This is a genomic window from Pseudoalteromonas aliena (assembly GCF_038155085.1).
In the GTDB taxonomy this organism is placed as follows: Bacteria; Pseudomonadota; Gammaproteobacteria; order Enterobacterales; family Alteromonadaceae; genus Pseudoalteromonas; species Pseudoalteromonas aliena_A.
On the sequence record NZ_JBAKAU010000008.1, the window covers coordinates 58,980 to 72,846 of the forward strand.

General features: G+C 37.8%; 12 protein-coding genes. 4 read left to right on the forward strand and 8 right to left on the reverse strand.

Features of this window, described 5'->3' with window-relative positions:
- Nucleotides 1-151: 151 nt before the first annotated feature.
- Nucleotides 152-1,699, forward strand: coding sequence for a methyl-accepting chemotaxis protein (locus V6260_RS09710; protein WP_341593878.1), 1,548 nt, complete (start codon nt 152-154; stop codon nt 1,697-1,699).
- Between the two features lie 77 nt (nt 1,700-1,776).
- Here V6260_RS09710 and clpB read toward each other — a convergent pair whose 3' ends face one another.
- The 3 genes from clpB to rluD all read right to left on the reverse strand — a co-directional run bounded on the left by clpB (nt 1,777) and on the right by rluD (nt 6,160).
- The gene (gene clpB, locus V6260_RS09715) at nt 1,777-4,353 is read right to left on the reverse strand and encodes an ATP-dependent chaperone ClpB (protein WP_341593879.1); all 2,577 of its coding nucleotides are present in this window, start codon (nt 4,351-4,353) and stop codon (nt 1,777-1,779) included.
- A gap of 98 nt (nt 4,354-4,451) precedes the next feature.
- Nucleotides 4,452-5,183, reverse strand: a complete 732-nt coding sequence (pgeF, locus tag V6260_RS09720; protein WP_341593880.1) for a peptidoglycan editing factor PgeF — start codon at nt 5,181-5,183, stop codon at nt 4,452-4,454.
- On the reverse strand, nt 5,183-6,160 hold the full coding sequence (gene rluD, locus V6260_RS09725; RefSeq protein WP_341593881.1) for a 23S rRNA pseudouridine(1911/1915/1917) synthase RluD: 978 nt from the start codon (nt 6,158-6,160) through the stop codon (nt 5,183-5,185). The genes pgeF and rluD overlap by 1 nt, the downstream gene beginning before the upstream one ends.
- Before the next feature lie 141 nt (nt 6,161-6,301).
- On the opposite strand from rluD, the gene V6260_RS09730 reads away from it, so the two are divergent.
- On the forward strand, nt 6,302-7,066 hold the full coding sequence (locus V6260_RS09730) for an outer membrane protein assembly factor BamD (RefSeq protein WP_341593882.1): 765 nt from the start codon (nt 6,302-6,304) through the stop codon (nt 7,064-7,066).
- Between the two features lie 50 nt (nt 7,067-7,116).
- Here V6260_RS09730 and V6260_RS09735 read toward each other — a convergent pair whose 3' ends face one another.
- Nucleotides 7,117-7,455, reverse strand: a complete 339-nt coding sequence (locus V6260_RS09735; protein WP_341593883.1) for a P-II family nitrogen regulator — start codon at nt 7,453-7,455, stop codon at nt 7,117-7,119.
- A 149-nt stretch (nt 7,456-7,604) separates the two neighbouring features.
- Here V6260_RS09735 and V6260_RS09740 point away from each other — a divergent pair, with 149 nt between their 5' ends.
- Together V6260_RS09740 and V6260_RS09745 are read left to right on the forward strand one after the other, a co-directional pair.
- On the forward strand, nt 7,605-8,156 hold the full coding sequence (locus V6260_RS09740) for a GspH/FimT family pseudopilin (RefSeq protein WP_341593884.1): 552 nt from the start codon (nt 7,605-7,607) through the stop codon (nt 8,154-8,156).
- A gap of 80 nt (nt 8,157-8,236) precedes the next feature.
- Nucleotides 8,237-8,767, forward strand: coding sequence for a GspH/FimT family pseudopilin (locus tag V6260_RS09745; RefSeq protein ID WP_341593885.1), 531 nt, complete (start codon nt 8,237-8,239; stop codon nt 8,765-8,767).
- Between the two features lie 88 nt (nt 8,768-8,855).
- Here the strand turns inward: V6260_RS09745 and V6260_RS09750 are convergent, their stop codons facing one another.
- Genes V6260_RS09750 through V6260_RS09765 form a run of 4 tightly spaced genes read right to left on the reverse strand, consistent with a single transcriptional unit; the run spans nt 8,856 to nt 13,867 of the window.
- Nucleotides 8,856-9,278 carry a type IV pilin protein gene (locus V6260_RS09750; protein WP_341593886.1) on the reverse strand — a complete coding sequence of 141 codons (423 nt, stop codon included), beginning with the start codon at nt 9,276-9,278 and terminating at the stop codon, nt 8,856-8,858.
- Between the two features lie 11 nt (nt 9,279-9,289).
- A complete protein-coding gene (locus V6260_RS09755; RefSeq protein ID WP_341593887.1) occupies nt 9,290-12,379 on the reverse strand; it encodes a pilus assembly protein in 3,090 nt (1,029 codons plus the stop codon).
- A 1-nt stretch (nt 12,380) separates the two neighbouring features.
- Entirely contained in the window at nt 12,381-12,884 is a 504-nt protein-coding gene (locus tag V6260_RS09760; protein ID WP_341593888.1) for a pilus assembly protein PilX, read from the reverse strand.
- A complete protein-coding gene (locus V6260_RS09765) occupies nt 12,872-13,867 on the reverse strand; it encodes a PilW family protein (protein WP_341593889.1) in 996 nt (331 codons plus the stop codon). The genes V6260_RS09760 and V6260_RS09765 overlap by 13 nt, the downstream gene beginning before the upstream one ends.

Consider the following 13,867-nt stretch of genomic DNA (forward strand, 5'->3'; position numbering starts at 1 on the left):
CGTGATGGTTAATTTTATTATTTTTACATTTGATCTAGATCAAAAAAAGCAATGATTTTCCCAATGAGTTCTTAGCAATGCGTCACTTTTTTTGCTTTGTACCTAGTAACCAATATAATAGCGCCAACAATAAAGGATGATAATAAAGACAATGCGCAATAATAAAAGCTTAATCAACGAAGAAATCAACTTCGAGCAATCACAAGAGCTCGTGTCTACAACAGACTTAAGAGGTGTAATCACTTATGCTAATCAAGAGTTTTGCTCAATAGCTGGGTACAGTGCTGAAGAACTTGTAGGAAAAAATCATAATATTGTCCGTCACCCTGATATGCCCAAGGCAGCCTTTAAAGAAATGTGGGAAACGCTAAAGCAAGGTCATTCTTGGCGTGGTATGGTAAAAAACCGCTGTAAAGATGGTCGTTATTATTGGGTTGATGCATTCGTAACTCCCATTTTCGAGCATGGCCAACTTATCGGCTATCAATCAGTTAGAGCTAAACCTAGCCAACAATTAAAACAAAGAGCACAAAATCTGTACGATAAAATCAATGCAGGTAAGCCTATATTCAGCTTTCGTGAGCATCACAAGCTTAGACAAACAATTAGCTTTTTTATTGTATTGGTTTCTCTAATCTCTCTTGCCATTTGGGTCTCTCTAAGCAGTGCTTTAATAAGCCTCTTAGTGTGTACTTTAATTGTTACTCTTAACTTTGATGAATTAGTAGTTACACCTAAAATTTTGCGCAAACAAAAAGACAAAGCCGACTCTGTATCTCGCTACATATATAGCGGTAATACACCACATAGTATTAGTGATTATAGAGAGCAGATGCTAAATGCTAAGTTGCGTACAGTCTTAGGCCGAATGAAAGATTCTACACTAAGCTTTAACAATATCGCGATGCACTTAGATGAACAATCGGCACTTACAGAAAAGGGGATAGCATCACAAGGTCTGCGCCTTGAACAAATAGCTTCAGCAATGGCACAAATGAGCTCAACAATTGGCGAAATATCGAACAACACCAATCACACTGCCGATAAAGTTAATATTACTCATCAGAGCTGTTCTGATATAAAACACCATATCGCCGAAAACAGTGAGATGGTTTCTGACTTAGCGACTCAAGTAGAACAAGCTGCCACGACGGCAAACAGTCTAGCATCTGAGGCTGACAAAATTGGCCAAGTAATGAGTGAGATTGAAGGTATTGCTGAGCAAACAAATTTATTAGCGCTTAATGCAGCAATTGAAGCTGCTCGTGCAGGTGAGCATGGCAGGGGCTTTGCCGTAGTTGCAGATGAGGTAAGGGCTCTTTCATCACGTACGCAAAATGCTACAGCACAAATTCATAGCTCAATTAAGGAAATTCAAGATACACTATTTAGCTGGTCAAAAATAATGCAAAGCACTAAGTCTCAAGCTGATACATGTGTAAATACAACAGAGCAAACTCAAACCGAGCTTGATGAAATTTTTGTAAAAATCAGTGAAATATCACAACTGGCAACTGACATATCAGCAGCAGCTGAACAACAACAGATTGTAAGTACTGACATAGGAAGTAATGTTACACAGATTAAAGGCTTAGGTGATGACAACTTGGCACTGAGTTTTAATGTTGCTAAAGGTGCTGCCGAACTAGTCGAAGGCTCAAGAAAGGTTAATGATCTTCTACTCACATTTAAAGTTTAATTAAATAAAAAAAGCCGCTTAAAAATGGTCCCAACAGAATTGGGACCATTTTTAAGCGGCTTTTTTTATAATTGGCTTTACCGAGCTGAAAAAACTAACTCGTTATTACTTACATCAATAACAATAACACTGCCTGGTAGATAATCCCCATTGAGCAACTTTTGCGCTAATGGGTTTTCAATCGTCTGTTGAATTGCACGCTTAAGAGGACGAGCACCGTATACAGGATCAAAGCCACTTGCTGCAATTCTTTCAAGAGCTGCATCACTTATTTCTAGTAGATATCCCATCTCAGTTAAACGTTCACGTAATTTCATTAATTGAATATCAGCTATTTCTTTTATGTGCTCATTAGCTAAAGGGTGGAAAACTACGGTTTCATCAATACGATTAATAAACTCAGGTCTAAACTCATTGATTAATACCTCCATTACTTTCGCTTTAAGTGTCGCATAATCATTATTATTAGCTTGTTCTTGGATAATATCTGAGCCTAAATTTGAAGTCATGATAATAACAGTATTTTTGAAATCAACCGTTCTACCCTGCCCGTCAGTTAATCTACCATCATCTAATACTTGCAGTAGTATATTGAATACATCAGGGTGTGCTTTTTCTATTTCATCAAGCAGTATTACTGAATAAGGCTTACGACGTACAGCTTCGGTTAAATACCCCCCCTCTTCGTAACCCACATAGCCAGGAGGAGCACCTACTAAACGTGCAACTGAGTGCTTTTCCATAAACTCAGACATGTCAATACGCACCATGGCATCCTCAGTGTCAAACATAAAGCCAGCCAATGCTTTTGTGAGCTCTGTTTTACCCACACCAGTTGGACCTAAAAACAAGAAAGAACCTATTGGACGATTAGGATCCGCAAGTCCAGCACGTGAACGTCGTATTGCATTAGAAACAGCAACAACGGCTTCATCTTGTCCTATTACTTTACTGTGTAACTTATCTTCCATTTGCAGTAGCTTTTCACGCTCCCCTTGTAGCATTCTTGCAACAGGAATACCTGTCCAACGAGATAGGATCTCAGCAATTTCATCCTCACCGACTTGGTTTTTAAGCAGGGTCATCTCTTGCATTTCGGCTTGTGAGGCTAAATCAAGTTTTCTTTCAAGCTCAGGGATGCGTCCATATTGAAGCTCTGACATGCGCTGTAAATCACTTGCTCTTCGCGCTACATCTAAATCTAATCTAGCTTGTTCAAGCTCTGCTTTAATAACTTGAGTGCCTTGAAGCGATGCTTTTTCAGCATTCCATATCTCATCTAGCTCGCGATATTGTGCATCAAGGTCAGTAATTAACTCTTGCATTTCGGTGCGACGCTTTTGACTTGCTTCGTCTTTTTCTTTCGCGAGCGCATTATCTTCTAACTTTAACTGGATAATACGACGCTCTAGCTTGTCTAATGACTCTGGTTTTGAATCGATTTGTAATCTAATCGATGAGCCCGCTTCGTCTATCAAATCAATTGCTTTATCTGGTAACTGACGGTCGCTAATGTAACGATGAGATAACTGAGCTGCAGCCACAATCGCTGGATCAGTAATTTCTACTGAGTGGTGTAGCTCATAACGCTCTTTTAATCCTCGCAATATTGCAATAGTATCCTCAACTGACGGCTCTTCGATGAGTACCTTTTGAAAGCGACGTTCAAGGGCTGCATCTTTCTCTATGTATTTACGGTATTCATCAAGCGTTGTTGCACCGACACAATGTAATTCACCACGCGCTAATGCTGGTTTTAGCATATTGCCTGCATCCATTGCCCCATCGCTTTTACCCGCACCTACAATAGTGTGTATTTCATCAATAAATAAAATAACTTGGCCTTCTTCTTTCGCCAACTCATTTAATACTGCTTTTAAACGCTCTTCAAACTCACCTCTAAATTTAGCACCCGCGACTAGTGCACCTAAATCAAGCGATAGAACACGTTTGTTTTTTAAACCTTCAGGCACTTCACCATTAATAATACGCTGTGCTAACCCCTCTGCAATCGCAGTTTTACCGACTCCTGGCTCACCGATTAATACGGGGTTATTTTTAGTCCTACGCTGTAAGACCTGAATTGTACGGCGAATTTCGTCATCGCGGCCAATAACCGGGTCAAGCTTACCTTGTTCTGCACGTTCAGTAAGGTCAATTGTGAACTTTTCAAGCGCTTGACGGGTTTCCTCTGCATTTGGGTCATCTACCTTTTGACCACCACGAATCGCCTTAATAGCACTCTCAATTTTAGTCGAGGTAATATTTAATGACTTAAATATATCACCAAGAGGACCTTTATCATCACATGCAGCTAGTACAAATAACTCACTTGAAATATATTTGTCTTTACGTTTTTGTGCATACTTATCACATAAGTTAATAAGTGAAGCCATATTATTTGATAGCTGTACATCACCACCGACACCTTCTACTTTAAATATTTTTTCTATTTCTTGAGAAAGCTTTGTATTGAGTTCATCAACGCTAACTCCGAACTGTGCAAATAATGCACGAACGCTAGAGCCACTTTGCTTGAGTAACGAATACATTAAATGTACAGGTTCAATGAATTGATGATCGCGACCAAGCGCTAAAGATTGCGCATCAGAAAGCGCAGATTGAAATTTGCTTGTAAATCTATCTAAACGCATGAAGGTTTACCTATATTAATAAACTAATTGCTTAATAAATGGGTATGTTAATAGAATTGTTCAAGGTGCGGTGATAAATATAATCACAAAAGCACACTTTATTTGCGCCAGATCAAACTTGCCATACGACCCGTTTGACCATCACGACGGTAAGAAAAAAACAGCTCCTTTTGAGAAGCAGTACAATATTCCCCACCGCTAATATTTTTCACTCCTAATATTTGTAATTGAATACGCGCTATTAAATAAATATCTGCTAAATATTTTTGATTTTGTTGTAGCTGAAATGCTTGGGTGAATAAAACAGAATGTGCTTTGAATAAATCAAATACATCAATACCTACTTCAAACTTAGTCGGACCAATAGCAGGACCTAGCCATGCATATATATTCTCGTTATTAGTTTTAAAATAACTAAGTGTATTTTTAATAATACCTTGCTCTAACCCACGCCAACCACCATGAATAGCAGCTACCTCACCACCGTTGCTACTCGTCATTAAAATAGGCAAACAGTCTGCAGTCATTATTGCGATAGGCTGGTTTATTAGGGTTGTAAATAACGCATCGCCATCCTGTAATATAGAAAAATCAAACTGTTCGTCAACAACAACAACCTCAGCACTATGTGTTTGATTAAGCCATACTGCGGGGTTCGGTAGATGTGAGTTTAGTAAAGTTCGATTTTTTAACACGTGCCTTTTGTTATCACCTACATGAAGCCCCAAGTTCATATTTGAAAATGGCGCTTTTGATGCACCACCTTCACGTGTAGTACTGAGCGTAGCTACACTATCAAGACGCTGCCATGGAGCTGATAACAAATTCATTACCTATCGATATCAGGGTTTGCTTTGGTATCTTCACGAAGAGCGACTGTCATAGCAACCATGTCGTCTGGAATAGGTGCCTGCCATGTCATCATTTCACCTGTAATTGGGTGAGCAATACTCAATTTTACAGCATGTAGTGCTTGGCGTCTAAAGCTGCGAAGTAACTCAAACAACTCAGGTGTTGCACCTTTAGGTGGGCGAGGACGGCCGCCATAGGATTGATCGCCTATTAGCGGATGATTTAAATGTGCCATGTGTACACGAATTTGATGCGTACGACCTGTTTCTAAGCGTAAGCGCAAGCGTGTATGAGCACGAAACTTTTCAGCAACACGGTAATGCGTAATTGCTGGTTTACCCATTTCATGTACAGCCATATGAGTACGCTGAGTTGGGTGACGCCCAATTGGTTTTTCAACCATACCACCTGCGGTCATAGTACCATTACACAATGCTTCATATTCACGCGTGAAGTTTTCACGCTTTTGTAGTGCTTTCACTAAATGCGTTTGGGCCTGAATAGTTTTAGCTACAACCATTAAACCGGTCGTGTCTTTATCTAAACGATGCACAATACCTGCGCGTGGCACGTTAATTATTTCAGGGTAGTAATGTAGTAATGCGTTTAATACTGTCCCATTAGGATTACCAGCACCAGGGTGAACCACTAGGCCCATTGGTTTATTAATTACCAAAATATCATCGTCTTCATAAACAATGTTTAATTTGATATCTTGTGCTTCGTATTCGCGTGGTGCTTCAATTGTTGTTTCAACATTTACAACTTCACCCCCTAGTAGCTTTTCGCGTGGTGTGTTGAAAATTTCACCGTCTACGGTGATTTTATCATCCAAAATCCACGTTTTTATACGAGAACGTGAATAATCAGGGAACAATTGTGCTAATACTTGGTCTAGACGTTTACCACCTAATTCGGTTGGAACGTCGGCTTGAAGAGAAATTTGCTCTGACATTAGTAACTTTACCCAATTTACCAGTGCAAGCTTTGCTCGACTGGGTTAGAATCGCTTTTAATAAAAGCATAATATAATACGCATAGTTTACTCGGTTTTACCGACTTGGCCTAGCCGAAGACATCGAAGGTAACAAATAAAATGATAAATAAAATAGGGAAACGTGCATTTGCCATTGTTTTTTCAGTTTCTGTACTTAGTTTAGGCGCTTGTTCGTCTGCTCCAGACCAAGAGGACATTCAACGTGTACCGAATAAGTCTGCACACGCTTTATATGAAGATGCAAAAGAAACACTAGATTCTGGTTTATATGCTCGCGCAATTGAGCTTTTGAGTGCAATAGATTCTCGCTACCCGTTTGGCCCATTCTCTAAACAAGTACAAATGGACTTAGTGTATGCACATTATCAATCAGGTAATACTGAACAAGCCCTTGCAACCATTGACCGCTTTATTCGCTTAAACCCAAATCATAAAGACCTGGATTACATGTATTACATGCGTGGTTTAGTAAATATCAAAGCTGATAAAAATGCGTTCCAAGAATACTTTGGTGTAGATAGAGCCGACCGAGATGCAAAACGTACTCGTGTTGCATTTACCGACTTATCAACGCTTGTTAAGCGCTTCCCACAAAGTGGTTACGCACCAGAAGCAAAACGCCGTTTAGTATGGCTTTTAAATCGTATGGCACGCTATGAATTAAAAGTAGCAGATTATTATTATGAACGTGAGGCATACTTAGCGGCTGCGAATAGAGGAAAATATGTTGTTGAGCATTACTCGCAGAGTAGTTACTTAGATCCAGCATTAGAAATGATGGAGAAGAGCTACAACAAGCTTGGCTTAACAGATTTAAGTGAACATGCTAAAAAAGTCAGAATGATAAATAAAAGAGCGAAATAAACAGAAAAGGCGCTTATAAAAGCGCCTTTTTTACTGTATGAAAAAATTTCTTAGATAGCTTCTTCATCTTCTTCAGCAGTACGGATGCGCACAACACGCTCAACTTCAGTAACAAATATTTTGCCGTCGCCAATTTTCCCTGTTTGTGCTGTTTTTACTATAACTTCAATTGCACGTTCGACATCTTCGTCGCTTAATACAATATCAAGTTTTACTTTAGGTAAAAAATCAACCATGTACTCAGCACCACGGTAAAGTTCTGTATGTCCCTTTTGGCGTCCAAAACCTTTTACTTCACTTACTGTCATACCAGTAATACCTACGTCAGATAACGCTTCGCGAACATCGTCTAATTTAAATGGTTTTATAATTGCTTCTATCTTTTTCATATTAATTACTTTTTAAAGCTATAGTTGCCTCGATTTTAGACAATCAAGAAGACCATAGCAAACACAGTAGTTGATTTGCGATGATAAAACACTCAATCATGATACAATTACTAATATAAAAATAGACATAATAAAATGAATAACTTTATATGAAAATTAAACAAGCTGGGGTTACCCTTTTAGAATTAATGATAACACTTGCCATTGTTGGTATTGTTGCCTCTATTACACTATGGAATAGTAGCGATATACTTAAGGAAAATCGTGCAGAAAGTTTTTTACTCGAATTAAAGCGTAATATAAGCTATGCCCGCTCTCAAGCTGCTAGCACTGATGAAATAGTTATTGTTTGCCCTACAGACGAAACAAAGATGAGAAATAGCAACAGTGCCTTTAGCTGTAGTAAAGAATGGGGTAGTAATAAAATAATCACAGTTTTTGTAGATGTTGACAACGATGGAAAATATAAGCAAACAACAGATAGCTTACTTCGGGTAATGGAACAAATTTCAGAGCAGGATAAACTCACATATAAAGGAAATGAAGATCGCTTACGTTTTAATACAAGTGGAAGAATAACGACTAACCCTGGCAATTTTATTTTTTGCCCAAACGGTGGTACCGAAAATAACAAAGCCCTCACAGTTTCCCAGTCAGGCACAGCTTTTTATGTAGGTGATAGCATAGAAAAATGTGATTAATAAATACACGATTTAATTTTGTAATATTTTTCTTATTTACTAAGCTAATATAATCTACTTAAAGAATTAGGACTTCAGGGATGAGGTTACTTATCAAAAAAGAAAAAGGTGTTACGCTTATAGAGTTAGTATTCGCATTAGCAATATTAATTATTATTGGCCAATTATCTTTTTCGTTTATACCTGATTTTTTGGCCAAAAACCGACTAGATAACCACTTAAACCTTCTCCATCAAAATATTAACTATGGCCGCCTGTATGCCATTGAAAATGACACTTATGTAACATTATGTGCGCTCAAAGACAGTCAATGTACACAAGAACAATGGGGTGGAGAAATGTCGCTTTTTATCGATATTAATAAATCTACTAGTTTAGATGATAATGAACTCATTCTAAGTATTTTTGAAAAAGTTCATCATAACGATAATCTTCAGTATCCTAGAAATGCACTCACGTTTCGCCCTGATGGCTCATTAAACGGATTTCAAAATGGCACGTTCATATATTGCCCGAATAACGATAAAGCCAGCCTGGAAGGATTAGCATTATCGGTAAGTCAAACCGGGAGAATACGTATTAAAGCGACGGATAAGTGCCAAAGTAAATAAGCTGAGCTCTGGATAATAAATCTATCTCATTATAAATTCAATACACTTGTAAATCTCTTAACCAGAGTTTAGGTCAAATAATTACTACTTAACGCCCCCAACAATATTCAATATCGTCAGTTCCTTCTTTACCTTTTGCAGACTTGTAACCGGTGTCAGTAATTGATATTTCAGTACAATCTTTATCTCCTTTAACTGCACCAGCAACTGGTCTTGCTGTTATAGTAAAGGTGTTGTCGTCACTCTCAACTTTTATAGATAACTCAAATTCACCGTTTTCAGTCTGACTTTGCAACCCTAAATTATCAAACGATTCTGTATATTCTCGGTTATCTACAAAGTACTGCTCCTCTTTATTTGCAGCATCTAATAACGCCGCAGCGGCCTCAGCTCTTAGAGCTCGCTTCACATATTCACTGTAATTAGGTAATGCTATTGAAGCAAGAATACCCACAATGGCAACAGTTATCATCAATTCAATTAATGTAAAACCATATTCTTTTTGTTGCATCTTAAATATCCTTAATCATTAATTTCATCATTATCTTCACGTTTATATATGTACATTTGTTGTGTTTTAAAGCCAAAGCCTATTGATGAAGTCTCATCGACTAACTTTATTTTTCCATCAACAACACTTAAAGCCGGGCCAGAAATATTAATAGGCTTCAAAGGATTCTTAGAGAGGTTTCCTTTAATACCTGGCCCAATTAAGTAAAATTGACTCTCCTGTGTCACGTCAATCGTTGGGTTATCATCACATTTGCCATCATTATTCCCATCAACACATGATGGACTTTCTCCAAAATATAATTGAGGCGTATCTGGTACATCATAGCTAGTAGCAAAACTTAATTGATCGTATACCTTTGTACCATAATGAAGATGAAATGCGTAAAGAGCTCCTCCCCCTCCACTAAGAGAACACTGGTTCTTCGTTGACGCTTCTGATGCTGGTGTAAAAGATGTGAAATAAGCAACACCACCCACAACAGTCGCTGCTGCTAAAGATTTCTCTCCAACTCCTAACTCATAGCGCCAACCTTTGTATTTAGCCAAATCAGCTTCAAGCCCTACAAATTTATCAAAGTTAGTCAGGGCGCTACCAAATGGATCACTATTCATTAACATTAAATCTAATGGTTTAATTGTATCAGGGGCCTTGGAGTTAAATGATTCTGTAACTGTGTTTTCATCGCGAATCATAAATAATTGATCTTTTTCATTGGTATCTGTGGGTTTTGAACGATTACCGCTACCAATTACAATTGCATCATAGGGGGTGTCTAAGCGAGTAATGATCTTACTTCCATTAACGGTTGTTTCTGTCACTTTACTAAACATGGTGCGAGCTACGAATGGTTTATAAAAGAAACGCCTATCTTCAGTCGCTTTATCGCTACCAAGCTCTGCCAGCTTAAAATGACTAAATTGATTTTTATCCAATCCAGGCATGTCAATTCGCCAAAGATCTCCACCGGTATCGGCAGCATAAATTCTATCTATGTAACCATCATAATCAGAATCTAATGTTGTAACATCCGCAGCAATACTATGCTTACCTTTAAACCCATTCTCATCAGGCGTTAATGCCCAAACCTTCTTCCCTGTTTTAGCCTCGACAATATAAATACCGCGACCAATGCTATCTTCACTTCTTATTGCCGAATCTTTATTTGTATCATATCCAGCTCCAAAAATTAGTAGAGGTTTATCGCCAAAAGCTTTTATATAAGCAATTTGTGGTTTAGACCATGTTTGAGCTAATTCTTTAAAATCTCCTTTACCACCTTCAATTGGCTTATCCCAAAGCTTTTTGGGGTTATCGGGGTCTGTAATGTTTAAAGCATAATAGTTATTACCACCGCGGCGCATTCCAGCAAAAGTCCATACTTCATCGCCATCAGTTGCATCAATGATTCCATCATTTAAGCTATCTTCATTTGAGTTTTTATTATCAAAGTAAACACTTATTGGGCCATCCATACCATATACTTTGGTGTCCGCTTGGTTATTGCGAAGGGGCTTAATTATGTCGTACAGTGCTGATGGAATAAATGCCCAACTTTCATTAATAGTATTTCCGCTATCTTTGAACATATGTAAAAAGCCAGCGTTAGTGCCTATTAAGATACGAACATCATTATTTCCATAATCTATTGCTACAGGTTTTGAATGAAGTGGATCACCAAATATATCATGGCGTTGATCTTTAGTTGACCCATCTTTGTCTGCATCGTCGACATCAACCCCCATAGCCCATTTAATATCTGAGCTAGCAAGAGTAAGTGGATTATCTGTTACTAAATCAAGTATATCGCTGACAACTGACGTATTGAATTCGACAAGTTCACCCAGTTCATCAGTGTATAAGTTACGACTTTCTGGATCTAAATTTGTTAAATGAAGATTAACCCCTCCCTGAGCAACTGCATTACCATCAGCAGGCTGACCACTGGGAAGCCAAAATGTTTTTGCATCAGCGTCAATTAGACCATTACTATCTAAAGCATTATTGCCTGTTGAATCTACAATTTCACTACCAGATACAACTAGCTTTTTAAGATTGCCTCCCCAACGAGCACCTGTTTCAGGATAAAACATAGCAAAATAAATAGCATCACGGCTACGGGTTTGATCTGTATTATTACTGGCTACAGAAGGAGAAATAAAACTATCATTTACTTCTCTAATACGAGAAATTGTATTGCTCAACACGTCAGATAACTCGTCTGCAGTATCAGCGTGGAGATACTGGCCACCACCATAATCAGCTGTAACTGCAAGTAACTCCTTGCCGTTAGAACTCATGCCTGATCCAAACCCGATCGTAAATATACGTCCTGTGTCATGAACAGTAGGCGTCGATGGATATAAGTCAATCTCTACATTGTCGGTGCCATGAATAACTTGCGCTAATGCAGCTAAATAACTACTTTTTACTGCTGAAGGGTTAGAACCAAAAGAATTTTTATACAGTTTTTTTATATTTGAATTACGATTTGAATCGCTATAAGGGGAGCCATCAGTCATTAGGACAATATTTATCGAATTATCACAACGTTCTGATGAAGATACTGATTGAAAAGCAGAGATATAATCTGAATTATTACCACTTTTAGAGTTACCCGTTTCTATTGATAAATCTCGATCCTCCCTATTTCTACCGTAATCAACATAATTACCTGTTAAATACAGATATGCTTCCCACAATGTCTCTGCTAATGGAGTACTCCCGTTAGCAACGAGTGCATCTATATTTTCATTAATAGCTTTATGCTCAGTCCCTAGGCCAGATAAAATATAACCACCGTAACTACTATAAAAACGCATTAAACCAAATTCAATATCTTTATTCTCTGTTACCAATGAAGTCATGGCAGCTTTTGCTACACTCATACGGCTATCACTACACTCTGACGAACCACAACTATCACCTGTTGCAGTTGAGAATTTCATACTGCCTGAGGTATCAAATATAATTAAGACACGTGGTTTTTCATCTGTCTCAACATTGTGATTTACATACAATTCAATATCTTCAGCAACAAGAGGTGTACTGGTAGTAAGCCCTATTAATGAGGCTAATAGAATATGTAACTTAAATTTCATCTTAAATTCCTTTGCTTACACTAGCCATTTCTTGAGCAATACCAGACACGATTGTTAATTCATGCTTGCTTTTTGAACCATATTTTATAGTTGTTGATACTTGCACCATATTGCACGAAATACCGGCAGTGAAACTAAACCGTCGAGGACACTCTAAATCTATAGCTCCTTTATTCAAATTAGTCATCGTGCTTCGCATATTATTATGATCAGATATCATCATTCCACTATCATCCCCCTCTGCCATTTTATTAACTTCTTCAGGGGTTAAAAAGAAGTGATTTTCTGCTCCTTTATTAGCTTCTGTAGCAATCAAGCGCTGCACCTCACCTATTAGTTCATTTTCAGCGACCTCTCGCTCTTGAGCAGCATTAGTAATTTTAATATCGATACTACTACTGCTCATCAACGTAACTGCGATACCGGTTACAGCAATAACCATTATGAGTGCAGTAATAAGTACAACACCATCTTCCTTATTTGAACTTTTAATTAAATTCGCCATAAGTTTGATCCAATATTGTTTAATCTTATCGTCGTAGTAAAAACTGTACGTCTGAAATTATCCTTAAAGGAAAGCTCTCGTTTATCATCGTCTTCCCCAAGAACGTATTGCTGATTATTAATTTTTACTCCTGCATCCGGCTGTAAAGTTCTTATAAGTAAAAAAACTTGAACCGTTAAAACACCTTTGCGATTTTCCCAATCTGATGCTGTCATATTATTTATGCTTCTATATGTATCTACTCGGCCATCACTGCTGGTATCCAAACCAAAAACAAACCGCATATTTTCAACACCTTCCATGATCGTTTCTGTCACTATATTTTCACCAGCTAAGCGCTTCCTCATCAAAACTGGAACCGTTAAATTTTTATTATTTAATTTATAAGTTTGTTCTGAAATATAATAGACATGATGACTATACGGCCAAATAGTCGCATTCAAATTCAATGTATCTGGGTTAACAATACCTCTATAAAACTGAGCTTGCTCTTGCTCCGCAATGAAGTAATTTTCATCTGATTGCGTTTCATTATTTCCTGTCTCAGCAAAAATTTGGTGACCTTGTAAAAATTTCACCTGTAAAATATCACTTCCTTTTGTAGCACTTTTTACACAATTGAGTTCTGTTGCAGCACTCGCTGTTTTTGCATAAATAGCCCGAAAATTACTACTACTTGTTAAATCAGGAAAGCTCCCATTATTTAACCCTTCAAAGCAGTCTGAGCCTGAATTTGGTAAAGATGATGTATTATCTGCAACAAATGCATCATCATAAAATGTTCCCCAAAAACCAACTTGCTCGATATCACGTTGCATTATATTAATAGCTAGGCGCCCTGACTCTTGAAGCTCCCCTATTGCCATTGTATCTTTAGTGGTTACTTTCATACTAATGTAAGTAAACATAACGCCACCGAGAATAAGCCCACCAATGAATAATGAAATCATTATTTCAATTAACGTAAAACCTTTTTGCTGCAT